Annotated in this window: 21 protein-coding genes; 9 read left to right on the forward strand and 12 right to left on the reverse strand. The window is 55.7% G+C overall.

Annotation, left to right across the window (positions count from 1 at the left end):
* Positions 1–29 precede the first annotated feature (29 nt).
* Positions 30–842 carry a (5-formylfuran-3-yl)methyl phosphate synthase gene (locus SH467x_RS07250; protein ID WP_482370607.1) on the forward strand — a complete coding sequence of 271 codons (813 nt, stop codon included), beginning with the start codon at positions 30–32 and terminating at the stop codon, positions 840–842.
* Positions 829–1,077 carry a hypothetical protein gene (locus SH467x_RS07255; protein ID WP_482370608.1) on the forward strand — a complete coding sequence of 83 codons (249 nt, stop codon included), beginning with the start codon at positions 829–831 and terminating at the stop codon, positions 1,075–1,077. The genes SH467x_RS07250 and SH467x_RS07255 overlap by 14 nt, the downstream gene beginning before the upstream one ends.
* A gap of 324 nt (positions 1,078–1,401) precedes the next feature.
* Here SH467x_RS07255 and SH467x_RS07260 read toward each other — a convergent pair whose 3' ends face one another.
* Positions 1,402–1,665 (reverse strand): hypothetical protein, encoded by a 264-nt coding sequence (locus SH467x_RS07260; RefSeq protein WP_482370609.1) that lies wholly within the window; start codon positions 1,663–1,665, stop codon positions 1,402–1,404.
* 139 nt (positions 1,666–1,804) lie between these two features.
* Complete coding sequence (locus tag SH467x_RS07265; RefSeq protein WP_482370610.1) at positions 1,805–2,347, reverse strand: hypothetical protein; 543 nt, start codon at positions 2,345–2,347, stop codon at positions 1,805–1,807.
* 390 nt (positions 2,348–2,737) lie between these two features.
* Here SH467x_RS07265 and SH467x_RS07270 point away from each other — a divergent pair, with 390 nt between their 5' ends.
* From SH467x_RS07270 to SH467x_RS07280, 3 genes are all read left to right on the forward strand, one after another.
* Positions 2,738–5,527, forward strand: a complete 2,790-nt coding sequence (locus SH467x_RS07270; RefSeq protein ID WP_482370611.1) for a S8 family peptidase — start codon at positions 2,738–2,740, stop codon at positions 5,525–5,527.
* A 101-nt stretch (positions 5,528–5,628) separates the two neighbouring features.
* Positions 5,629–6,897, forward strand: coding sequence for a TIGR03000 domain-containing protein (locus SH467x_RS07275; protein ID WP_482370612.1), 1,269 nt, complete (start codon positions 5,629–5,631; stop codon positions 6,895–6,897).
* Positions 6,898–7,079: 182 nt separating this feature from the next.
* Positions 7,080–8,771 (forward strand): hypothetical protein, encoded by a 1,692-nt coding sequence (locus SH467x_RS07280; protein ID WP_482370613.1) that lies wholly within the window; start codon positions 7,080–7,082, stop codon positions 8,769–8,771.
* Between the two features lie 86 nt (positions 8,772–8,857).
* Here SH467x_RS07280 and SH467x_RS07285 read toward each other — a convergent pair whose 3' ends face one another.
* The 5 genes from SH467x_RS07285 to SH467x_RS07305 form a co-directional block, all read right to left on the reverse strand.
* Positions 8,858–10,390, reverse strand: a complete 1,533-nt coding sequence (locus SH467x_RS07285) for an alkaline phosphatase family protein (RefSeq protein WP_482370614.1) — start codon at positions 10,388–10,390, stop codon at positions 8,858–8,860.
* Between the two features lie 95 nt (positions 10,391–10,485).
* Positions 10,486–11,982, reverse strand: coding sequence for an MATE family efflux transporter (locus SH467x_RS07290; RefSeq protein WP_482370615.1), 1,497 nt, complete (start codon positions 11,980–11,982; stop codon positions 10,486–10,488).
* A 98-nt stretch (positions 11,983–12,080) separates the two neighbouring features.
* Positions 12,081–13,028, reverse strand: a complete 948-nt coding sequence (gene cyoE, locus SH467x_RS07295) for a heme o synthase (protein WP_482370616.1) — start codon at positions 13,026–13,028, stop codon at positions 12,081–12,083.
* Positions 13,028–14,101 (reverse strand): COX15/CtaA family protein, encoded by a 1,074-nt coding sequence (locus SH467x_RS07300; RefSeq protein ID WP_482370617.1) that lies wholly within the window; start codon positions 14,099–14,101, stop codon positions 13,028–13,030. The genes cyoE and SH467x_RS07300 overlap by 1 nt, the downstream gene beginning before the upstream one ends.
* Positions 14,091–15,467 carry a c-type cytochrome gene (locus tag SH467x_RS07305; RefSeq protein WP_482370618.1) on the reverse strand — a complete coding sequence of 459 codons (1,377 nt, stop codon included), beginning with the start codon at positions 15,465–15,467 and terminating at the stop codon, positions 14,091–14,093. The genes SH467x_RS07300 and SH467x_RS07305 overlap by 11 nt, the downstream gene beginning before the upstream one ends.
* A gap of 519 nt (positions 15,468–15,986) precedes the next feature.
* Between SH467x_RS07305 and SH467x_RS07310 the strand changes: the two genes are divergently transcribed.
* The 4 genes from SH467x_RS07310 to SH467x_RS07325 all read left to right on the forward strand — a co-directional run bounded on the left by SH467x_RS07310 (position 15,987) and on the right by SH467x_RS07325 (position 19,711).
* Positions 15,987–16,286 (forward strand): carbon storage regulator, encoded by a 300-nt coding sequence (locus SH467x_RS07310; protein WP_482370619.1) that lies wholly within the window; start codon positions 15,987–15,989, stop codon positions 16,284–16,286.
* A 457-nt stretch (positions 16,287–16,743) separates the two neighbouring features.
* A complete protein-coding gene (locus tag SH467x_RS07315) occupies positions 16,744–17,679 on the forward strand; it encodes an alpha/beta hydrolase fold domain-containing protein (RefSeq protein ID WP_482370620.1) in 936 nt (311 codons plus the stop codon).
* 59 nt (positions 17,680–17,738) lie between these two features.
* Positions 17,739–18,887 carry a tRNA dihydrouridine synthase DusB gene (dusB, locus tag SH467x_RS07320; protein WP_482370621.1) on the forward strand — a complete coding sequence of 383 codons (1,149 nt, stop codon included), beginning with the start codon at positions 17,739–17,741 and terminating at the stop codon, positions 18,885–18,887.
* The gene (locus SH467x_RS07325) at positions 18,884–19,711 is read left to right on the forward strand and encodes a TrmH family RNA methyltransferase (protein ID WP_482370622.1); all 828 of its coding nucleotides are present in this window, start codon (positions 18,884–18,886) and stop codon (positions 19,709–19,711) included. The genes dusB and SH467x_RS07325 overlap by 4 nt, the downstream gene beginning before the upstream one ends.
* 437 nt (positions 19,712–20,148) lie before the next feature.
* Here the strand turns inward: SH467x_RS07325 and SH467x_RS07330 are convergent, their stop codons facing one another.
* From SH467x_RS07330 to SH467x_RS07350, 5 genes are all read right to left on the reverse strand, one after another.
* A complete protein-coding gene (locus tag SH467x_RS07330) occupies positions 20,149–20,649 on the reverse strand; it encodes a TadE/TadG family type IV pilus assembly protein (protein ID WP_482370623.1) in 501 nt (166 codons plus the stop codon).
* A 23-nt stretch (positions 20,650–20,672) separates the two neighbouring features.
* Positions 20,673–21,887 carry a TadG family pilus assembly protein gene (locus SH467x_RS07335; protein WP_482370624.1) on the reverse strand — a complete coding sequence of 405 codons (1,215 nt, stop codon included), beginning with the start codon at positions 21,885–21,887 and terminating at the stop codon, positions 20,673–20,675.
* A gap of 69 nt (positions 21,888–21,956) precedes the next feature.
* Complete coding sequence (locus SH467x_RS07340) at positions 21,957–22,583, reverse strand: hypothetical protein (protein ID WP_482370625.1); 627 nt, start codon at positions 22,581–22,583, stop codon at positions 21,957–21,959.
* A 198-nt stretch (positions 22,584–22,781) separates the two neighbouring features.
* Positions 22,782–23,504, reverse strand: coding sequence for a 1-(5-phosphoribosyl)-5-[(5-phosphoribosylamino)methylideneamino]imidazole-4-carboxamide isomerase (gene hisA / locus SH467x_RS07345; protein WP_482370626.1), 723 nt, complete (start codon positions 23,502–23,504; stop codon positions 22,782–22,784).
* A gap of 13 nt (positions 23,505–23,517) precedes the next feature.
* Positions 23,518–23,766 carry a hypothetical protein gene (locus SH467x_RS07350; RefSeq protein WP_482370627.1) on the reverse strand — a complete coding sequence of 83 codons (249 nt, stop codon included), beginning with the start codon at positions 23,764–23,766 and terminating at the stop codon, positions 23,518–23,520.
* Between the last annotated feature and the right edge of the window lie 206 nt (positions 23,767–23,972).

The following is a 23,972-nucleotide window of genomic DNA, read 5'->3' on the forward strand; positions in this document are numbered from 1 at the left end:
GGCGTCTGTAGTTTTACTCGGAATTGGAAATGCGAACAACAACACGAACGGTAGCCGGTGATAAAACCGTTCCCATTCCGCAGCCGTTGATCAGCATTCGGAGCCTTGCGGAACTCCAGATCGCGATGGAACAGGATCTTCCTTGGATCGATCTCAAAGAGCCGAGCCGCGGTTCATTAGGCCGTCCTGACCGAGAGGTGGCTTGGCCGATATACCAGGAGTTTCATCGACGCTTGTCTGAAGCTCCGGTGCGGCCCTGTTTCAGTATTGCGCTCGGTGAGTTGATGGAGTCGACCGACGAGGCTCTGAAGGAGTATTGCGGGCCCTTTGGCGGCGACGTTTATTGGAAAATCGCTTTGGCTGGCTGCGATGCGCACAGCGGGTGGCAGGACCGAATAACGCATTTAGTTCAGTCCATTTCCAACCCGTCCCAGTGGATCCTGGTCCACTACGCCGACGCAGAGAAAGCCAATGCCCCCACTTGGGACGACATTTTGCAGGTGAGCAAGGCATTGGAGTGCGAATACATCCTGGTGGATACTTGGGAAAAGCGGGGAAACTCATTGTTGGATATCGTCCATGTCGATACTCTCAAGCATATGGCGGCACACTCGCATGCCATGGGGCTGCAGATGGCGTTGGCGGGCTCGTTGCGAAGGAGTCAGTTATCGGCCCTTTGGGGGCTGGGTGCCTCCTACCTAGGGTTCCGTGGAGACCTTTGCGAGGGGCAGGCCCGAACCGCGCACATCGGGATTGATTCCCTTCGATTGTTGTGCGACGCCTTTCGTCAATTCAGCGAATCAACCCATCCAAGGACGGAATCGCCACATGTCATCCGGTAGCGAACGCGAACCACTCTCCGGTGTTATCCGCCAAGGCAACAAAGTCGTCGGGTCCATTTGCATTCCGGACGCGAGCGAAGTCTTCATCCGAGAGTTCAATCACTGCTATGGACAGCTTCGCATGCAGATCGAAGAGAATCGCCCCTCGATTCCTTCCCTGCCCACCAACCCCCACACCTTCCGACTCCCCTCCTGGTTCCGTCACGTCTGGCACCCTCGCATCGAAAGCGAGTAGCGAGTGGCGAGTGGCGAGTGGCGAGTGGCGAGTGGCGAGGGGCGAGGGGCGAGTAGCGAGTAGCGAGTAGCGAGTAGCGAGTAGCGAGTAGCGAGTAGCGAGGGGCGAGGGGCGAGGGGCGAGATAGACCGGTGGGGTAGCCCGGCACTTCGTTTAACAGTCAGCCGATAGGCGTACTCCGAGGAATGCGAAAGCCATTCCTGCAACCAATCCGCGACGACGTGAAAGTATGCCTGATCGAAGTGGTCTCTCCTGTATTTCCTCGATTCGTTTCTGGAGATAGTACCCCGCATGTCTGTCGCTTGAGAGGCTGCAAGATGGCGGCTAATAGCCGATTGCGAGCAAGCCGCTGCACCGAACTCGTAGATCCAAGACGATAAACCACACGGGGCCGCCCACCATCAGCACCATGGTTATACCACCAAGCAAAAAGAAGGTTCCCATGAATATCGCGATCGCATGCTTGTTCGTCGCAGCCAGATTGGAAGCAACAAAAGCACCGGCCAAGGTTCCCATCGCGTGGGCCAACCAGGGTGCGATGAAGTTGACCGCCGGAAGTCGTTGGAGATTCTCGGCGAATGTCTCCATGTTCGATAGATCGACACCCTGCGGTAGGGGAATCCATAGCGGACGGAACCCTATCTTATTGAATAGCCGCCAAGTTTGTCGTACATGGAGGGGCGAAACCCAACTTAGAGAGGCCAAACCGACCTTTGGGGATTCTTCTTCAAGCAGCTTTGCGAAGGTTCGATGCATCCACGACTTGATCAGGCAATGGCTTCTTCAACAAGCTTCCACCTTGTTTGTCGCAGGCAAAGATGGTGGAGGTGGAATGACAGAGCCTTGGCAACCAAGTCTCGATCGTTTTGCCAGTATCGGTATCGCATCCAAACGAACCATCGATGATGACGAGATCGCTTGGCAGAACCGTGTTCGCGACACGCGAGATCGCGAATTGCGGATCGCCTGGGATGAGGTGCGCCTTCACACCCAATTCCGCCAGCATTCGATGCGCTTGCTTCAGGTGAAGGTGAGGCTGACCGGCAGGTGCGGATTCGAAAGGATCAACTCCCGCGTATCGGATCTGCGTAACGCCTTCCGCTTTCGTGCACAGGGGCAAAAGACGTTTAGCACGCTCACCCGATCCAATTCCAATTTCAAGGATCGAGGAAATCGGCGTCTCCAGCACGTGCAGGAAGAGGTCCCTCTCACTCGCCGGCTTGGAGAGATAACGCCAATACAGACGTTGGAGCCAACTGAGGCGAGCCATGATTTCCTCTGATTCGAGACCTTGAAAAAGAGAGACCGGTTCGGGAGTTGGGAGACGCTTCCATGCCCTCTCCTTCCCCCTTCTCGGCATTCGCCATCCCGCAGAGTCTTGGAAATCAAGCCGCATCCGTGCTGACCAATTTCCGTCTGGAGAGGGCGGCAGCCACTGATTGGCCACATTTGGAATATCGGTTGAGATGGTTATCCCTGTTGAACCGGTTCTCTAGCGCACGCACAGTCTCCCCATCTTGCCGAATCTTCCAGAGGATCGCTTTGTGCCAGCAATCAAGTTCCAAAGCAAGGAAAGATTGGGCTGAGAATTCTGACAGCACCGGCTCTTCCAACCTAGGTTTTCGCTGAGATTGCCGTATTACCTCGTCCAAGCCCCATAATGTTCCTGCTTCAGCGATTGCTTTCCAAGCGAACCATTCCTCGTCCAGTGCTCGGGGGCGGTTCCACCGCCGCTCCGATTGGGTTCTGCGCCTTCAAGATGGAGATCGATCGATGCGAACAGCGTCTGGCCCTTTCCGCCATGCCCTGGATGCCAGGGGACTGGTCTTCCGATCCGCTGCCGGAACCAGAGTATCACGCGACAATCCCGGAAACGCTTCCTGGCCCCGTCGCGGCAGCGATATCGCCGGAAGTCGAGCCGTTTTTAGCTCGCGCGCATGAGCAGACAGGTTGGACACACGTCGCTTCCCAATATGGACTGCAAGGGAGTGGTCAGACTGTCGCCATTATCGATAGCGGCATCGCCTATGACCACTACGCGCTCGGGCGCGGCTTTGGAGCTCCATACCGCGTCGTCGGCGGCTGGGACTTTGCCGAGAATGATTCGAACCCCTATGACGACGCGCCAGGCGGTTTCCATGGAACGCACGTAGCTGGCATCGTAGGAGCGAACCACGGGGTGCACCAAGGTGTCGCGCCGGGGGTCGATCTGGTTGCACTGCGGGTATTCAACGACTTCGGGAAAGGAGAGATGGCTTGGACGGAATCGGCTCTCCGTTGGGTACATGAAAACCGCAATACCTTTGAGAATCCGATCACCACCGTCAACTTGTCGCTCGGAGCAAGCTGGAACTCCAGCACCATCCCGGCATGGGCAAGCCTGGAAGACGAGTTGTCGCAGCTACAGCGCGATGGCATCGTCGTCGTGGTATCGGCAGGCAACTCCTTCCAACAATACAAATCACCTGGGCTCGCGTATCCAGCGGCCAGCCCCTATGTCTTGCCCGTAGCCAGCTTGGATGCCAATCAGCAGATCAGCGATTTCAGTCAGCGCGACAGCCGCGTGATCGCCGCACCGGGACGTGGAATCGAGAGCTCTGTTCCCGATTACTTCTATGGAAAAGATGGTGTCGCCAACGATTGGGCTAAAGCAAGCGGAACGAGCATGGCTGCCCCCTATGTTGCGGGCGCGAGCGTCCTGCTGCGTGAAGCGATGGAGCTGGTGGGAATCGATTCCGTCACCCCCCAATCGATTTATGACACGCTCCGCAATACCGCATCGAATGTTTTCGATTCGGTCACCAATCAGATTTACAAAGCTCTCGATCTCGATGCCGCCATCGAGTCGATCCTCCCTCGCGATGAGGTAGGGAACCAATGGGCATCCGCATCCATTCAAACGGTCCAGAATCGGTGGAGCACCGATGGATGGATCAATACGCTTTCCGATATCGATGTCTATCGACTTCAAAGCGGTCAATCTGGCACTTTACAATTTCAGTTCGATACCGAGCACTTAAGCGATGCTTCGGTCACGCTCCTTCGCAATGGCCAAGAAACTTCCTTGCCGATGGATGCGGGAACAGCCAGCTTCTCCGTCATCGCCGGAGAGAGCATCGGCATTCGAGTATCCGATGGATCTTCGATCGGCCGCTATTCGTTCGACTGGGAGTTTACTCCTACAAATTCGGCACCCTCGCTCCCTTGGTTTGCCAGCGTTCAAGGAGATGCATTGACCATTCGCGGAAACGAAGGGGCCAATGCGATCGCGTTGGATTTGAGCAATGGGATTCAAGCGACAGTCGACGGAGTATCGTACCGATGGAGCGGCGATCAAGTTCGATCGGTGGTGGTCGATGGGATGCAGAACAATGATTCCATTCGGATTATTGGGAGTTCGTTGGCGGACAAGATCGAGTTGCATCCTGGTTCCGCAAATTTGATGAACGAACGGCTGCACCTTGTAATGCAGCAGATTGAGTCGATTGAATTCGTAGGGGGAGGGGGGCCAGATCGCGCGTATCTTTACGATGCCGCTACCGACGACCGTTTGGTGGTGACTCCCAATCGAGCGGAGTTGACAGGCGTTGGCTACAAGTTCACGGTGGAGCAAGTCGATCGCATTTTTGTCCACGCGCTGCAGGGTGGCGATGATCAAGCCTTCGTATATGATTCCGCTGGCAACGACACTCTGAGTGCTCGACCGCAGTTCACGAGCATGAGTGGCTCCGGGTATTTCAACTACCTGTCCGGGTTTGAACGCGTATTCGCGTATTCCAACCAAGGTGGAGTCGATCGCGCACTCCTTTACGACTCGGTGGGCAACGACTTGTTCAGCACGAGTGGTGAAGTGACTTCCATCGTTGGAAATGGATTCTCCACATTTGCTCGGGGATTTGAATCGGTAGAAGGTTTTTCGATGGCCGGTGGAGTCGATCGGGCGATCGTTTATGCCCCGTCGGGTGGCCGGCTGACCAGTGGCGCAGATTTCGTTGGAATGGAAGGAAACAATCGCGCCAGCGTCGCACGGAGCTTCGACCAAATCGAGACATTTGTAGCGGGAACGCCCGTTACGACCCCTCAGTTCGCTTCCACCTTCGTCACGCAAGAGGTCGCGGAATTGCCATCCGATTCAGAGATGTATTCCGAGTCCCTCATGGTGGTTGGTGGGAATTGGCCCACGAGCGTTCCCAGCACATTTCAAGGCCTGGCCGGTGAGATAGCAGGGTCCGTCGGGTCGGAGTGGCAGCTAGGAAACGAAGCGTCGGAAGACTCAGGCGACGATTGTGCGTGGTTTTCGGACACCTACTTCCGTCGGCCCGCGACCTCAGAAGCCTTGCTCGACGCGGTAGAAGCGTTGATTCAGGCAGGGTCAGATAGGGAGCAAAAAGCGTTGGATCTATTGTTTTCAGAACTGGAGCAGGGGTTTCCCTATTCTTCCCAGTCATGAAAATCTACCTAGACTTCTTGAACTACCAATCGATCGGGGTATTCTCAGAGACGATCGGTTGCGGGAGTTCGCACTGTTTGAAAGGAACTTGGAGGAGCGTCATGAGAAATAGTTTGGTTCGTTGGTTATCAGCCTCGGCGGTGCTTGCAGTTGTTGCAGCCTTCGCCCCGGCGCTGCAGGCCGGATTCGGCTCCAGCGGCGGTAGCAGCGGGGGATCATCCGGCGGTTATGCCGGCTGGTCTTATGGCTCGAGCGGCGGCTATGGTTCGAGCGGCGGCTATGGTTCGAGCGGGTCCTATTCGGCAGGATATGGCTCGAGCGGCTACTACGCGTATGGAGGTGGCTCCTCGGGTGGCACCGCGCATCACGTCGGACCACTTCGCCGGCTTCACAATCACATCCACGACCATTTCGCAGCCAAACAGGCGCGTCGAGCGGCCTACTTCGGCAGTTCGGGTGGTAGCTCCGGTGGTATCCCCTACGCAGCCAGCTACGGCTCTTCGGGCGGTTCCTCAGGCGGATCGTCCGGTGGATCGTCGGGCGGCTCCTATTATTCGCCGGTCTACCAGTACAGCCACGGATCCTCCGGTGGCTCATCGGGCGGTCGAGTCTCGTCGTATGGGAGTTCCGGCTCCGTGCAATATGGAACGTACGAAGTCGCTCCAACCTACGAAGGGACAGTGATCGAGAGCGCACCATCGACCATTGCCCCCCCTGCGCAACCATCTCCTGCGGCCCCAGGATTGCCTGGCGCACCAGGCTCATCCGCGAAGCCAGATGGCGAAGCTGCGAAGCCAGCCGCTTCTCTCGGAACTTACACTTCCAATAAACTAGCGTCGATCATTCGCTCGGCTCGCATCGACGAAATCCATTTGGTCGTCAATATGCCTGAGAACGCCAAACTTTTGGTGAACGGCAACGAAACCACTTCGACGGGCAACTCTCGTCATTTCGTGAGCCGAGATCTTCGTCCTGAAGAGTCCTATCGATTTGAATTGAAGGCATTGTTCACCGACGAGGCAGGTAACGAAGTTCGCAAGACCAAGACCTTGGTTCTGTCCGCTGGTTCGGCCGACGAAGTCACCTTCGATTTGGACGAAGCCAAGCAGCCTGTCGAAACCGTTCTCACGTTGAATGTTCCGACCGGTGCCAAAGTGGTTCTCGGTGAAAACGAGACCAAGACCGAAGGTTCGTCTCGAATCTATCGAACCAAGCACCTTCGCGAAGGGGAAGCGTGGGACGATTATCGCATCGAAGTCACCTACCAGGGAGAGACCAAAGAGCGAGTCATTCGATTGATCGGCGGTGACCAAGTCGAACTCACCTTCCAATTCGATGACGCCAACTCGGATCGATTGGCAGCTAACTAAGGCATCGCTCCCTCGCAAAAGCATCACGAGCCCACGGAAAAAACCCGTGGGCTCTTTTTTTGCCCACTGTTTGCAAAATCAGAAGCGATCCTACACAATGGGTGAGGTTTCTCTCGCGTGCGTTTCGATGCCCGCCGTCGGCGAGCCTATCGCGAGAGCTTCTTTCGCCCAATGGTTATGTCATGCCCGATACATCTTTTGCTCGCCCCAGCGACGACGTTCGATCGCTGGATGGGAATGCTTTCGTCGTGATTCTCGATGAGAAGACCGCGAAATGGATTTCAAATTGTTCGGAAGCGAACCTCTTTGCCTTGATCGCCTGCGCGGAAGCGGACGCGAAAAACTGGGAGGACTGCGAAGTGATTTGGCAGCACTGTCGCACCAGCGAAGAGGCTGTCTCTGAGATCAATGATCTCCCATGGATCACTATTTCGCTCGAGGAGGTTATCCAGTCCCTCCGAGATACCACCCGTTGGATCGCGGTCGATTTGCAGCATTGCAAAGTCGTTTGCGGACCCCGTTCCCCCTACTTGTTCCGAAAAGGAGAAGGAGAAAAGGATGTACCGCAGGAGTCGATCTACTTGAATGTCGCTCCCTGGTGGGTCTTGCAACGAGATGTTGCACCGAACCAAATCTTAGATTGTCGAACAGAACCTCCTACACGCATTCTGCCCGATCGTACAGCGCTCTGGGGCGAGGAGTGCCTTCGCTTCTTCGCTTCTGAAATAGCGAGAATCGTGCGCGAAGGAAAAGAGTGGACGACGAAGACCAAAAAGGGGATCCGTGTGGGCAAGCCAGAACTGACGGTGGAAATCCATCGGAAGTGGCTCATGACACCTTGCCCTGCGTTCAATGGCCGAACGCCTCGAGACGAATTGCACATCGCCAAAGATTGGGTTTCCGATCTGTCGACCAATCAGCGGTACCGCATGGAGCATGGCCTCCGTCCCATACCCCTCCCAAGGGAATTCTTAGGCTACCAGAACGCACCGATGGGACCGCATGAAGTCATCCTCTATTTCGAAGCATGCCGCACCTTGCTGGGCTCGGGTTGGTATTGGTTGACCCAGAATCCGCAATACGAATCGGCCGCAGACTTGGAACTGCGACTGAAGGAAACGATGAAGGAGGTGTTGCTTACTTGGTGGAACACCGCGCAAGAGGACGGGCTTTCTCCCGCCGACATCATCCAAGCCGAGCGCGAACGTATGCCCTTGCTGGCGCCCGAAGATCAACATCCAGAATCATGCGACTGCCCCATTTGCGATGCCATCGCTTCAGGCAAATTCGGCCCCAGCTTCCTTTACTTCGATGGCCATCATCTGGAATTGGAAGACGACTTTGCTTTCTCCCTCAGCAGCACGCTCGAAGAGTGGGAAAGCAATGGTGGGTGTATCGGGGGTGAGATCCTCGACATGGATATGGATATGGAGGACATGGACGAAGAAGAGGAGGAAGATGAAGAGGAGGACGAGTACGAGCACGAGGAAGAGCTCGGGGACGGGGAGGGAGCTGACGAATTGGATTCTGCTTGGCAGCACTCTTCGTTTTCGATGAACCCCATCTCAGGGGAGGCTGGAAAAATGTTAATGATGGCCTTTCAGGTTGCCGAGTTGGGAGCGGAGATCCAACGTTACAACTCGTTCGATCAGACTCGGCTCGAGGTCATCAAACAGCTCAATACCGTGCACCGCGACTACCAGTTCGCGATGCAATCGGAGAATGAATCCCGGGATCTTAAGGCTATCCTAGCGAGTCGCTTCAAAGCCATGTTGGAAACGATCGCAACCGACTATCCAAAACTCGTTTCCCGAGCTGCCGATTTGCAAAGCCAAGTCGATGATCAGATGCGATCGCTGCAGACGCGATCGTAACAAGGGAACACGGATTTACGATTCCACCGATTCAGCGCGGATTCAGACGTACAAAGAGGGGAGATTTGCTCTCCCCTCTTTTTTATTTACTTCAATGCTTCTTGAATCGCTCTGCCATCCCATTCCGATTGGGGCAGTCCAAGCAATTGCGCGATGGTCGGAGCGATCGAGGTGTTTTCGATTCCCGATACCACTTCACCAGCTTTGATGTCGCGTCCCCAGAGGACGCAGGTGGCATTCATCCGCGGGTGGGTGGAAAGGAAGCCATGCGAACCGAGCGACGTACCGACTTTGGTGTTTGGCTCCACAAACTCAGAGCCTTCTACGGACGCCGATACCGAGAATCCTTCCTTTGCCGCGATCACAGCGTCGGGTGCTTGTTCGTATTCGCGAGGCATTGGCAATCCATATTCGGCGAATTGCTCGGGAAACAAAATTTGGTCGACACCCTCCTTCCCTTCGAATGCCTTTTCGATCGAGCCACGCAGCTCTTTGGCTTCCAGTGGATTCGTACAGTAGACAAGTCCGATTCCACCTTCTGGGACGACGTGCACTCGGGCATCGACAATCCGCTTCCCTTCCGTCCGAAGCAAGCCTGCATCGCGGAGCGCCGTGTTGGGTTTGATGGCGTTGGGAGTGGTGATGAATCCGTGGTCCGAGACAACAACGAAGGTTGTGTTCGAAAGAATTCCCGCCTCGCGAGTTGCGTCGATGATTTTCGCTAAGCAAAGATCGATATAGGAGTTCGCCGTATAGCCGGCGGGGGTTTGCGACCCAAACGCGTGGTGGGTGCTATCCACATTGAGCAAATGAACCAACAGCAAGTGAGGCTTGCGCGTTTTGATCAAATGGCAAGCCGTTTCGGTCCAGGCCCAATCCTTACCAACAGAGCTTGGCACAGCAAACACATGCTTATCCTCTTTTTTGGTAAGCACCCCTAAACCGGTCAGTTCATCCAGCAATCGAGGAGTGGTGTAGCGAAGTGCATCGGGAACATCGGGAATACTATCATCGAATGACGGAGAGTTCCGAGTGCAGGGCCAATTCACTTCACCCGTGCGAAGTCCCATTTCGCGCATCGTATCGACGATCGATTTCGCGCGCACGAGTTCCGAATGATCCCTGGCAGGGTCGATTCGAACAGGGACTCCAGGTCCGCTTCGCACCAAAACGCCATTCGCGAGGACACCATGTTTGTCAGGGCGAACGCCGGTGATTAAGGTCGTGTGATTGGGCCAAGTGACCGAGGGATTCGAAACCTTCATTCCCCCTTGCACAACCGTCCCTTCCTTCGCGAGCTTTCGCAGAGTTGGAAGGGAGGCGTTCGGGTCGTCTAGTAAATAAGCCGCAAGACCGTCTAGCGAAACGAGAATCACGTGTCGGTCCAGCTCTTTGTTCTGCGCCTTGAGGGGAGAGGGAACAATAATGAGCGAGAGAAAAAGAACAAGACCGATTGCTTGAGAAAGCATCCATCGCGATGCGGTTTCGTATTTCATTCGATGCATGGATTTATTGGGTGGGGCTACGTGGAGGAAGGTTACCAGAAAGGCTGCTAGTTTCGTGCCTATCATCGCCGCGCAGGTCCCTCCATGCAACTCTCGCTCCGGTAAAGGTTCCATGAATCCTCCCGAACGCGAGCACTGGTCAACTCGATGGAAGCTCACTTCCGATATCGAGGAAAACACGAACCGCTATGACTCGGCTCTTCGTGCGATCAAGATTGCTCGGCAACGCGCATTCCGTTATCCCGGCTGTCCTCGACCTCTTCGAACGCTTCGTCGATGACCGCTGGTTCGATAACCCTCTTCTCTTGCCATCCACCATGCAGGTAGCGAGCGGTGAAGATGCAGGCTAACAAGATCACCCAAAACGTGATGACGCTCCACCAATAGTACAGACCGTTCCAGCCGGTGAAGTAACTCACAGCCAGCCCACCCAGCACAGTCGTTCCACCGGCAAGGATATGTCCAAAGAGCACAAAGAAGGTATCCCCCGCACCCTTGAGCGCTCCCACATAGACCGTTTGGAACGCATCGAACACACAGTAACCAGCGATAAAGTACAAAAGAGGACGTAGGGTCGGTCTCATCGCATCGAATCGCTCGGGATCGATATCCAAGGCGAAAACGGTCATCGCTGCATCGGGGAAACCTCCATAGAGCACCACAAAAATCGAACTATATGCCAGCCCGATCACCAGTCCGCTGAAGACCATCCTGCGAGCAAGGTCCCTCCGCTCTTGGACAAGGTACTTGCCCACCAAGACTCCGACCGCGATTCCGAGTCCTACCAATGGAATAAACGCGAGCAAGTTCACACCGAGGGCGAGGGTCGTCGCCGCCGCAGGATGCTCCCCCAATCCCCCGACAATCATCATGATGATGGTAAAGCTCCATGCTTCGGCGAGCACAGAAACGCCGGCAGGCCAACCATAGTGAATCAATCGCATCATCAGCGGGTGTTCCCAGCGGAGAGCCGGGCTGCGCATGCCAACCGGAACATGCGAGAGATCGCAGACCAATCGGCCCGTGTCGGGGGATCGAGCTCGTACAAACCCGGCGCGAAGATCCGGCAGTGCGAACATGGCGATGACGAATAGCTTGAACAATAACGACATGCTGCTCGCGATGGCCGCACCTGCAGCGCCCATTTCAGGAAACCCCCACATGCCAAAGATCAGCAGGAAATCGAATAAAACATTGGTGACGGTCGCCCCCAAATCGGAAAGAATCAGGACTCGTGTTCTCCCGCTCCCAGCGAAGAGCCCGACCAGGGCCGAAGCCACGACCGTCCCCCAAGCTCCTGGGACGAGCCACACGAAATATGCAGCCTCTTGCGATGCCATCTCCTCGGGATGACCGGAGAAAAGGAAGAAAGTCTTGGCAACAAAACCGAAACCGATCAAGACAGGCCCGACCGCTAGAGCCAGCAAGATTCCCTGCCATACCACCGACAGCGCTCGATCCGGACGCTTCGCCGCCAGGTACTGCGAAACGAACGCGCTGGTGTAGCCACACAACCCCGACGGAAAGCATGTCAGCGCCCAGAAGAGAGTCCCGGCAGCCATCGCCGCAGCAGCTGAGCCTTCGCTGTACCGATAGAGGAGCATGCGATCGACAAAGAGGGTGATCGAGAATAACCCGGTCGAAAGCATCAGAGGCCAAGCGGTTGCGATCACCTCCGCGGTATCGCGTCGTAATTGCTGGATCATTCCTGGGTCCGGATCTCGAGTGCGCGGTTCGGGAGTAAGTGATTGCGGCGAGAGTTGGAGATTCTAAAACATCTCGCAAGGTTCAACGCGGGGAGGAATTAATTCACGATCCATCGCGCTACTACCAACATCAAGATGGCTGGCAGATAGAGAAGAGATGCCCGCAAAAGACGCCTGGCCGTGATGTCGTTTCGGGATTGAAGGAAGCGAATTGACGCAATGGCTTGCCATAAACAAGAAACAACACCGAGTGCGGCAACTACCCATGTCAGAATCGAATCGGGCCGCAAGACAGCGATCGAAAGGGGGACCAACGCGAGGGCTCCCAGCACCGCATGCCACCCCGCTGCAATACCTGTCGGCTCTTCCTTCGTCAGCATCCGAAAGCCAGCTCCTGCATACTGTTCGCGATAGAGCCACGCGATCGCCATGAAGTGCGGGAATTGCCAGAGGATCACAATCCAGGTCAAGGCCCAGCCATTCCAATCCAGCAGACTTCCTCCCACGGCCGTCCAGCCGATCATGACCGGAAGTGCTCCCGGAAAGGTCCCAACCGCTGTGTTCCACCAGGTCACTGTTTTGAGAGGCGTGTAAACCCAACAATACACAAACCATGTCGCCAGACCGCACCCCATCGCAGCCCAGTTCACCGCCACCCCCAAATAAAGGCAGCCAACGATGGCTAAGAACCAACCGAACGCGGCCGCTTCAAAGCTCGACAACCGTCCGCTCGGAAGCGGTCGACGCTCCGTTCTCTTCATCCGGCGATCGCGTTCCTGCTCATACCATTGATTGAGCGTGCTTGCACTGCCAGCAATCATGGCGGTCGCGATCAACGTGTGAATCCATATCCACCAAGAGACATACAGTCCGACCATTTGCTGGGCAGCAAACATCGCCACTGCGACCGTGAGCAAGATCATGACCAAGATCTTTGGTTTGGTCAGGGCCGCGTAATCTTTCCACCAGGCAATGGGAAGCTCCTTGGCCACCGCAACCGGGGTCAATGGAGAATCTTGGCGAGTGGGAGTGGCGACGCTACTCATCAGGAACTCAATTCCGCCCCCCGGCGGTCGACGGCCAGGCTGGATGGATAGGAAGAACGGCTCGGGACCACCTCGAAACGACTCGATGCAGCCCGGCGCTCGACGCGACATAGTAACCAAAGCGAGCAAACGATCAACAGCGAACCGGTCGCCTGATGCCCGTTAATGATCATCGTTTCCCAAAAACCCCGCCCTGCAATGGTGTAATTCGCAAAAAAAGCATTCCATTCCGGCCAGGGTAACGCGTAATTCGTAACCCAAGTCCCCATTCCGAGTGCAACTTGGAGAACCAGCAAAAAACTGAGCCAAAGTGCCGGCGTCCTCAACGCACGCTCCTCGCGATACCGAGGCAGGTGCACGGCGACCAACGCCACCAGGATCAATAGCGTAATGAGCGTGGCAAAGAGAAGATGGGTGTGAACAAATGAAACGAACAAAGTTGGTTTCCAAGTTGGAAGAGCATGCCGTAGGTGCGCCCCGAGAATGAGTTGCACAATCGTCAGGGGGAATAGAATCCGAGCGACCCATCGAAGACCAGACCCGATCGGAGCCAAGCCAGAACGCTCCTTTTTGCCAGCCTTCGTCGCTTGGTTCCAATCTGTCGCGTTGACCATCACCATCAAACACGCCAGAGCGAAGACCAGCGGCCCAACACATCCATGAATGAGGGCAACGATCCGTTGGTCGAGCAGGACTCGCACCCCACCTAAAAGACCTTGGGAAATCACCGCGAGGAGAAACAGCCAACTCAACCGATGGGCCCAGGTCCGCTCCTCAACCTTGCGGGAGACAAAGACAAGAACAATTGCGAGAAAACCGACCAATGCGGCTAGCAACCTGTGGCCATGTTCGACCAGCAAATCGAAGGGGCCAAAAAGCCATGTCGTCCATGGGTACAAGAATAGATTGTAGCCAAAGGTACCGGGCCAATCGGGGACCGCCATGCCCGCATCGTGCGTCGTGACCAGGCCTCCAAGCCAAATCAAGGGAAAGGTCAGGGCGGCGATGAAATACGACCAGCGATAAACAGCTCGGCTTCGAGTAGGGGCCTGTTGGTTAGGATTACTTTCCATGTGGCACCTCCGGTACAGCGGTTTGCTCAGCCTCTTGGGTTTGCTCAGCCGCTTGGGTTTGCTCAGGCGTCACGGTCGTCTTAGCCTGGTTGTGCGAAATGGCGAAGACAAATCGGACCAAGTCTCGGAACTCGTCGGCATTCAAGACATTCGGCGAATCTTCTGCGACCGTGGCCGCGGGCATCGGCGTCCCGTCGATCCCCAATTGAATCCGCCTCGCGACGTCTTCGATGCGATCGCCGCCCCTCAGGGCCCCCAGGTGCAGGTTTCTAGAACGATTGACAACCGGTTTGAGGGCGCCGAAGGGCTTCATCGCTTTCCACTCGTTTTTGTTAGCCGGATCGATACCCGCGCGGATGGTCCAATCCTTTGTCCACTCGTCGTAGTCTTGGGAAATCCCGTCTCCTTTCCCTTCGCTCCCGTGGCAACGGTAGCAAGCGGTCTTCTCGCTTCGGAAAAGCTCGCTCCCCCGATCGATGGAAGCAGTCCGTTCCTCTCCACTCAGTTCCGGAACATCGATGGGATCGGGAATAGATTCGGGTGCATCCTTCCAAGCAGAGACAACCTTTTGCGCTTCGGCCAAGGCAACCTCGTTGGACAGTTCGCTCTCGTCACTTGCTGTGAGGCGAAGCAATCGTCGTTCGACTTCGCCTCGCACGGATAGGTAGATCACATACTCGACCAAGGCCTCGATGTCGGTGGCGAATTCCTCGCGGTTCCGAAGCGGCGCAAACGAGGGCATCGATGTACCGGGAATGCCTCGCTCCAGCACGTGGACCAAGTCCGCTTTGGTCGGTTTGGCACCGATCGGAGTCGATTTGAATTTAAAAGTCCCTCGCCGGAAATCGCGAGGGTAGGGAGCCAACAAGCTTGCCGCCGGCCCGAGTCCATCCCCGGAAACGCCGTGACATTGGACACAATGCTTGCGATAAAGCCCACGCTCCACCTTGTCGTAAGCCCGCCCGACGGGTCCCGCGCTTCGAGCAACCTCTTCCATATCGACGATGGGAGCCAGTTCGCTAGGCCACTTCGGTTCATCTGGGGTTCCGAACAACTCGATGACTTGCGCGGAGACATCGGACGCCAATGGCTCGACATCTCCGCGATGCACACTTTGCAAATACCCTGCAGCAGCCAGTTCATTCGGCACGAAGCGAGGTTCCGAACATCCCGCAAGGCCGATCAGAATCAAGCCCCCCAGCAGGGCCCCTTTCCATACGGCCCCTTTCCATACGGCCCCTTTCCATACGGGCTCTTTGCAATGGAGATTGCTGCCATGGGGCCTTGCAGAGATCGGGTGTCGAGCGGGACGACATTGAATCCAGGCAAGTGTCCTGCGGTTGGTGTTGGCGGTCTGGATACCCATGCAATCAACAAACTCAAGGGAGGAGTGTTTCGAATCATCAGCGGGTGTGTCTGGCGAATGACCCGTGAAATTGTGACAGGAAACACCCGATTTCGGAGGGTCAAATCGCCGCAGCACCCCCCAAAAACAGGCTTCGGAACAGGCTTTCTCGAAGAAATTTTTGCCAAGCGAGAAGATTCGGGGGGTGCGGGACCAACCGTGTCACGCGATCGGCGAAAAGTAGTCGTGTTGCAAGCGGCCGGTGGTCGCGACGGCAACCGGCGATTTCGAAGGAAAAGCTCGCGAAAATTTTGTAATCGATTGAAGATTTGGCGACCTTCGCCAGAAATTTTCGGGCCCAATCGAAGGCGACGCGACAAGCGATAGGAGGTTCTTGAGCGAATCTCTATCTTTTTCCAAATATCGCAAGAAATTTGCGAACAACTGGAACGGATTTCGCTTCGAAAACGTATTAAACAAGTAGGTTTTTTGTCAGGTTGACAATTTCATTTAGCTAGCGAAAGCATGGAGGACGGCACGATGTTAGTCTTGAGCAGAAAAGAAGGCGAGCGAATCGTCATCGGCGAAAACATCACGTTGGTGATATCGAGAATTTCCGGCAATCGGGTTGCGATCGGAATCGAGGCGCCGAAGGATGTAGCGGTTGTTCGTGGAGAGTTAAAAGAGAGCGATTTCGCGGTGGAAGGGGTTGCGACCAACCCGATGTCCACCAACCCGATGTCCACCAAGCCGTTGTCCACCAAGCCTTTGCAAGGAAAGCCTGCCTCGTTACGCGAGTTTGCTGCGGCTGTTCTTCCTTTGCAACGTCAGGTGGGCTAATCGTCGCACATGATCCATTTCCATCTCCCATCTCATTTAGGATATAGGCCGACACCGGCTGTTCTGTTCTAAACGTGCACGCGTTGCGCGCGAGTGCGTTTCTCCACAGCACAGCGCCATCCCGCGTGACGCGTCGCGGTAATGCATGCAAACGGCTTTGGTTTGACCAGAGCCGTTTGTTCGTTTTGTGAACGGAAAAAACCGTTCCACTGTGTATTCTGAGCGGCCAACCTGGTTTGGCATCGAACAAGCTGCTGTTTTAAAACAGCGTCGCAAATTGGAACGACCTGTAGTGGAATGCGACAGCGCGGAGGGTTCAGTGGATTGTTTCTGCGCTTCACCGGTTTGTATGATGCATCGAACTGATGCTGCAAAGCGAAACGCAGCAACAATCGACGTGGTGTTCGACAGCGAATGAGTGTTCGACAGCGAATGAGTGTCCGATAGTGAGCGAGCAATGGCAGCATTTACAATCCCAGGGCAGAAGATGAGCCTCAGCCGATTTCTTGTTTCTTTTGCTATCGGATTGCGGCTGTTCGGGATGGATGTAGCAGCGAGATCCGAGACCCCAGCGTTCCCCCTTCGCGAATCCAAGCCATGGGTCAAGGTCGAGAAGAACGTGGTGTATGGTGATGAAAGCGAGCCGATGCACCGGGGGGACGTCTATGTGCGAGGGGATTTTGCAAAGGATCCTTCCACGCGGCTCCCTGCGGTCATTGTCATCCACGGAGGTGCTTGGACGGTCGGGGACAAAGTCAACGACACGATCCATGCCAAGCGTCTAGCGGAGAGAGGGTACTGGGTCATGTCGATCAATTACCGATTGGCCCCAACGCACCCTTTTCCCTCCCAGCTAGAGGACTGCGAACGCGCTCTGACTTGGGTTGTTAAGAACGCAGAGAGTCTCCGAGTCGATCCCGACCGAGTGGGAGTGTGGGGGTATTCGGCGGGAGGGCATCTCGCCGCTTTGCTCGCTTTGAAGAAAGAGGAATCGAAACCGACGATCAAAGTCTGCGTAAGCGGCGGAACCCCTTTCGATTTATCGTTGATTCCGAAGAATACGCAGGCGCTCAAGGCCGTGTTTGGCGGCACCCCCGCGGAGGTTCCAGACATCTACAAGAAAGCTTCGCCGATCGAGTATGTGAACTCGGAGTCTCCCCCCATCTTTTTGTTTCACGGCGAAAAGGATTGGCTGGTTCCGACTTTGTTTTCAGAGGTGATGAAACGCCGTCTTCGGGAATGCGGGGTGAAGCACGAGTTTGTGGAGGTTCCGGGCAAAGGGCATTTGACCACATTCGTCGATATGCAGGTGGCCGAGCAGTCTTTCTGCTTTTTGGATAAACATCTTCAACCAGATTCGGCTTGGCCATTACCCCCGGACAAACCACAATAGGGGATCGTTCCCTTTTCGTAGGCTGTTTCGCTCTTATTTATCCGTACCCCCTGGAAGCCATGTCGATTGCCCCTCCCAGCCCAGATCAAGTCAGGTCTGAGGCCGATTCCGCTTCCGGGCCGATTCCATTCGTCCGACCCATTCAAATCGGAAGCTTGACCATCGATCCGCCCATTTTCCAGGCGCCGATGGCGGGGTATACCAACTATGCGTTTCGGCAAATCGTCCGCGAATTCGGAGGAGCGGGACTGCAAGCGACCGAGATGGTCAACGCCCGCGGTTTCGTCTGGCTCGATGAGCATGATTGCGAGCATCCCGATCGATTGTGGGGGATCAAGGACGAAGCGAGGCCGCTCGCCGTACAGATCTGGGACAACGATCCTGCGGTGATGGCCAAGGTGGGAAGGAGGCTGGTCGAGGAGTACCAAGTTTCCGTCGTCGACATCAATTTTGGTTGCCCGGTGAAGCAGGTCACCGAGAAGGCGCATAGCGGCTCGTATCTATTGCGAGATCCCGAGCGCATGTACGCGATCATTTCGCGGCTTGTGGAGGCGTGCCACCCCACTCCGGTAACTGCCAAGATTCGCTTGGGATGCACGCGTCTTACCATGAATCACATCGAGGTTGCAAAAACGGTCGAGCGAGCTGGAGCCTCGGCGTTGACGGTTCACGGACGGACAGCAGAGGATTTCTTCAAGGGGTCTGCCGATTGGGACCGGATCTCCGAGATCAAAGAGCACCTCGAGCGCATTCCGTTGATCGGCAATGGAGACCTGCAGACGGCTGAACAAGTTGTTCATGCGTTTCGAGCGTACCGTGTCGATGGAGTCATGATTGCACGCGCATCGCTCGGACGACCTTGGCTGTTCGCGCAGGCGGCTGCGGCCATTGCAGGGCGTCCGATCCCCCCTGATCCATCGATCGAAGAGCAGCGAGAGTGCATGCTTCGGCATTACGATTTGGTCGTCAATCGATTTGGATCCCATCGAGGGACCATGTTGATGCGCAAATTCGCGTGCTGCTACGCTCAAAACAAGCACGGTGCGAGGCACTTCCGAACCCATGTTGGGAGAGTGGAGACCCCCGAACAGTTTTATGAAGTCGTCGAGAAATACTTCCCCAAGTTCGCCGATCCCCAGGGCCCGCAAGATCGCGATGACGTGCCGAGCCGTCCCGAATCGGCTTGCGACGAAAGTTCCTGCTCGTGAAATCTTGGTCCGATGCGAGCCAAATGCAGCCCATCATCACGAGTACAAAAAATACTTGGGTGCAGCAAACTGTTCAGCTTCACCGTGCGAGGGATCGACATGCGCAGCGACGCTTCTTGATTGAAGGAGAGCACGCGGTGCAAGAGGCGATCGGAGCGGGCTGGCCTATCGAATGGGTTGTCATGACCGAACGGTATCTTCAGGAGAAAGCAGAGAAGCTAGGGGCTGTCTTGGGGAAGCGATTGATCCAGCCTGTATCGGACTCGGTGATGGCCAAACTCGTGACGACGGAGACTCCAGATGGGGTCTTGGCCATTGGGTGCTTCCTCGAGGTAGAGGCGTCGAGGGGCTGCGAGAATCCAATAAGCTCCGTTCCCTTGGTCGTGGCAGCCGAGCGATTGCAGGATCCTGGGAATGTTGGGGCCTTGGTCCGGTCCTCAGTAGCTTGTGGAGCCCAGGGACTCATGCTCAGCCAAGGCTCGGTGGATCCTTACCACCCCAAAGTGTTGCGAGCGTCAGCAGGACAGTGGTTTCGAAAGCCCCCCGCGACCTGCATCCTGCAGGAAAAGCTTCGAGAATGGAGAGGGAGCGGAGTTCAAGTCCTCGGTGCGGCTGCGGGAGGGCGAGGCTATTGGGACTTCGATCTCACGGTCCCTACGGTCTTCGTTCTAGGAAATGAGGGAGCCGGGTTGAGCGAATCGGTTCTCGATCAAGTAGATCAATTGATTTCCATCCCGATGGAAAACGAAGTCGAGTCGTTGAACGTCGCAATGAGCGGCACCCTTTTGCTTTATGAAGCCTATCGCCAGCGTCAATCTCGCTAGCGGTGTCGAGCACGATCACGAGCACCGCTTCACTGAGCACGATCAAGGCGTTTTTCGAGTGAATGCTCGAACTTGTTATCCTGGCTCTTCTCCGTGCTCGTGCTCCGTCCGCCCCCGGCGGACAGTGCTCGTACTCGTAATCGATCTTCAAAGGTACTCTGTCAAGGTTGTCTGGATTCGGTGTCGAGCACGATCACGAGCACCGTTTCACTGAGCACGAACAAGGCGTTTTTCGAGTGAATGCTCGAACTTGTTATCCTGGCTCTTCTCCGTGCTCGTGCTCCGTCCCCCCCCGGCGGACAGTGCTCGTACTCGTAATCGATCTTCAAAGGTACTCTGTCAAGGTTGTCTGGATTCGGTGTCGAGCACGATCACGAGCACCGTTTCACTGAGCACGAACAAGGCGTTTTTCGAGTGAATGCTCGAACACGCCGTGCTTATAGGCTTTCACGACGCATGGTCGTCGAGGCTCGCAGAATTTTCCCAGACATGAAGGGAGAATTCCCGAGCCAGCTCACGCTGTTTGCCTCGGCCTGCACCGTCACGGTGATGTTGGTGCCTGGAGCCGCATCCGATAGGAGCGTCGGATTCAAGGTGACCGAACCGGTTACGCCCGAACTCTCGAGCATGTCCAGGACGTCGCTACGAACGCTTGCGGTTGTTGCACCGGGAAGTGTCGCAGCCCGGGCACCTTCGCGCGAAGCATTAATCAAGAGCTGTTTCACCATGGTCATTCGTCCCATATCGATGAGCCCTAGGGTAAATAGGATCATCAACGGTGCGACGACCGCGAATTCGACGAGCGCCGCTCCGTCGCGGTTTTTGGATCGGACCGATTTTTTGCGACGCCCCATGATAGGCCTGCGTTGGCTCGGGATATCGAGGCTCGCATTCGAGCCTCGATTCTTGGAAAGCGGTTGGTGGATGATGTTCAACATCGGTGAATCTCCTTGTAAATCCACTACTTGACCAACACTACGGGGGAATAAACAGCGTCGCTCCACTGGCGGCTAGCATCTCCGGGAATGCCATTGCGAACGATCATAGGAGCGGGTTGAACCATGAGATACTTTCCGTTCATGGGACCGGTCAGCTTAACAGCCAGTATACGGACACCGACCCAACGAACGATGGTGTACATCGCGTTGTTGCCATTTCCCGAAACGGTGGAGAAGATAGGAATGATACGGGTTTGCCCGATGATGCTTGCTAGCTCGTCTTTAACCCCAGCGCTGATGCCGGTGTCGCCGTTGAGTGCCATCTTCCCATCGTCGGCGAGGACGAGGGGCCTACCGAGGTCGATCAAATCCTGCTCCGAAATTCCGTAAACAATCTGACGAGCGATATCCGAAGTGGAGTTGTTAGCTCCTCCGATATCGACTGTGCCGCGATTGCCTGGAGAGCCAGTTCCTTGCGGATAGAGATTGACTTCGCGTATCCCGTCCGAGCCTGTGACAACTTTGTTCTGTTGAGGATCGAATCGATAGTGATCGCTTCCACCTCCTGCTAGCATGGCATCCCACGTGGATTGGTCTAGGGCGAAGGGGAGGAGATCGAGATTGTTGCTGCTACCTCCGCTCGGCGTCGAGAATCCTTTGATTTTCGTCGCCATCGCTGCGGTGGATTCGACGGTAAGGTTTCGTCCCGTTTGGCCAAAAATGCGAGCGAAGTACAAAGGAACTTGCCCGTTCAAACCCTCCGACTTCTGAATGCGAACGCGAACTGCGCGATAGGGTTTGGAGCTATCCGAGACGATAGGATCGTCACCGGAAAGGGACGCCATGTACCCCAATTCGAAGTCGGCATTTTGTTCCTGGCTCGAGAGGAGCGGACCGGAATTGCAAACGGGGTTTGACAATGCAATGGAGGAGGCAGCGTTCAGGACTTCGTTTTCGAGCAAGGCTGGGTTGACGTTGCTAACAGCTCCATCATAGACCTTCCAGCACGCGGCCAACGCGGCCGCGTCTGCGGTTCGTCTCGCTTCAGCTTTGCTGACCGCGATGTATCCGATATCGATCGCGAAGGCCAGCATGCTGACGAGCACCCCCATCATGATGACACCGACGATCATCGCGGCTCCGCGACGACGATTTTGCTTTGAGCGTTGACGCAGAGTCTTTCTGTTCGGACGGCGGTTGGTTTTGGTAGCAAGTTTCGTTGGGAAAAAGGTTCGCATGATCTGTACTCTCTGGTGTTTTCGGCTGGATGGTTTTAAAGGCGTCTCGAGTGAAGAGGGATCACCTCATCATTGCTGAACGATTTCTCGATCGAAGTTAAACTCGTTTACACCCCCTTGCGAGGTGAAGACGCGGACTTTTACCAACTTCAACGACGCGACTCGATTGGCAGCGAAGCCGACCCCAGAGGAATCCGCAGACAGCGTGGGAGAGTAGTCGTTGAGATTCGCAAGCGACGTGGGAAGTTTGACCAGCATCGATGGACCACCAAAGTTCCCCCATGTTTGGGAAGTGCCCGACTTGATAGAGAACGAGAGTTCACCGTTGCTGATAGAGAGCGACTGAGTCCAACGCACCGTCTCGCCGGAAATAGCGAGATTCTCTCCTTGGTGACCCAATCGATCATCGACTTGCTCGGCGTCGATCATCGCTTTGGTCTGAAAGCCACCCCCTTCGTATTCCGGTCTTTGCGCATGATTGAGCTCGACACCGAAGTAGACGCCGTCCATGGATGCGGAGGGACTCATCCACGTGCTGACTTGGGGAGCGTCTTGAAGCGGGTCTGGCGTTTCGACAACCAGAGCCCATTCTTCTTCCACTTTGATAATATCGAAACTGTCTTGCCCATAACCAATCGATGCACCCGAGCCCATCAGGCAGGCGACCGACAACAATCTTTTCAACTTGCTCAACATGGAATGATTCATAGCGACCTCTGCCGTGGGATAGGGAAACGATGAGCGTCGGCCTGCAGGGGCTAAGCAGTTCCAAAGAGAAGACTAGGTCACGCCGTCATGCATGATCAAGAATGGAGTGTTCTTCCTCGACGATTGCCGAAAGTTGCGAGCGCGAGCGGCAAGATGTAGCGAAGATTCCGAATGTACGGGAGGAACCTAACCGGCGATGGTTAGAACATCCGCAAGACGGATGTGCCCTTCATAGAGGGTTCGCCCGAGAATCGCTCCGTGAGTCCCCTGCGCGACCAGGCGTCGGATGTCATCCAGCGTGGTAACGCCCCCGGAGCAGATGACGGGGAAGGGGCTGACGTTTTCTAGTTCCGCCAGGGAGTCGAAGTTAGGACCCGACATCATCCCATCTTTAGAAATATCGGTGTAGACCACTGCGACGCAGTTCTTTGTCATTGTCCCAATGCCGGCGACCAAGTCGCTGGCGGTTGTTTCCGAGGTCTTCAACCATCCTTCGGTAGCGACTTTCCCGTCCCATGCGTCCAAGCCGAGGACCAGGTGCCCAGGAAATCGATCGCACATTTCGGCAAACCAGTTTGGGTTTTTCAGGGCGGACGTCCCTACAACCAATCGGGATAGGCCTAGGTCGAGCAAGCGCTGGATGGTCTCGACATTCCGAACGCCACCACCCAGCTGGACGGGGCGTCCGTTGGCCGCTGCCACGATCTCGCGGATGGCCGTTTCGTTGACGACGCTGCCGGATTTGGCACCATCTAAATCGACGCAGTGGAGAAACTGCGAGCCTTCGTCAAACCAGCGTTTCGCTACATCTCCTGGGGAATGGGAGAAGACGGTATCGCGACCGTAGTCCCCTTGCTGCAGGCGGACGCAATTGCCCCCAAGAAGATCGATAGCTGGCCAAATCTCCACGTCGAATTACTTTCTATTTGCTGCGTTGGCTGACGACTCGGCCCGATGGAACGCTCCCGCCGGCTATCTCGCGCTGTGTCACGTGACGTCCGTGTTGCGGAGGCACCATGCGATGGAGGACAACTGGGAGGGGATTGGTGTGAACCACCACTTCGCGGCCGTTGACCACTTTTTTGTACTGGCGGGCTTCCGCCGTGGATAGATTGATGCCGAGACCGGTGAGCAAAGCCAAAGCAGCGGTAATAATTTGGAAGTTTCTCATGATGCTTCAAAGTTGGGTAGGTTAAGAAACTGGGTACTGCCACAACCTGCCACACGATCGGACGCTAGCTTATCGGGATTGAGTAGAAAGTCCAGCGAATCGGAGTCGCATGCGAGAATCGTCCGAATGTGTCGATTGTTCGGATGACACCCTGGGCAGTCGACAAGAAACAGAAAGACGAGTTGGAGTTCGCTTGAGTTCCCACC

Origin of the sequence: Brakhagea slesvicensis, assembly GCF_052161625.1 — a bacterium.
GTDB lineage: Bacteria > Planctomycetota > Planctomycetia > Pirellulales > Pirellulaceae > JBKCUI01.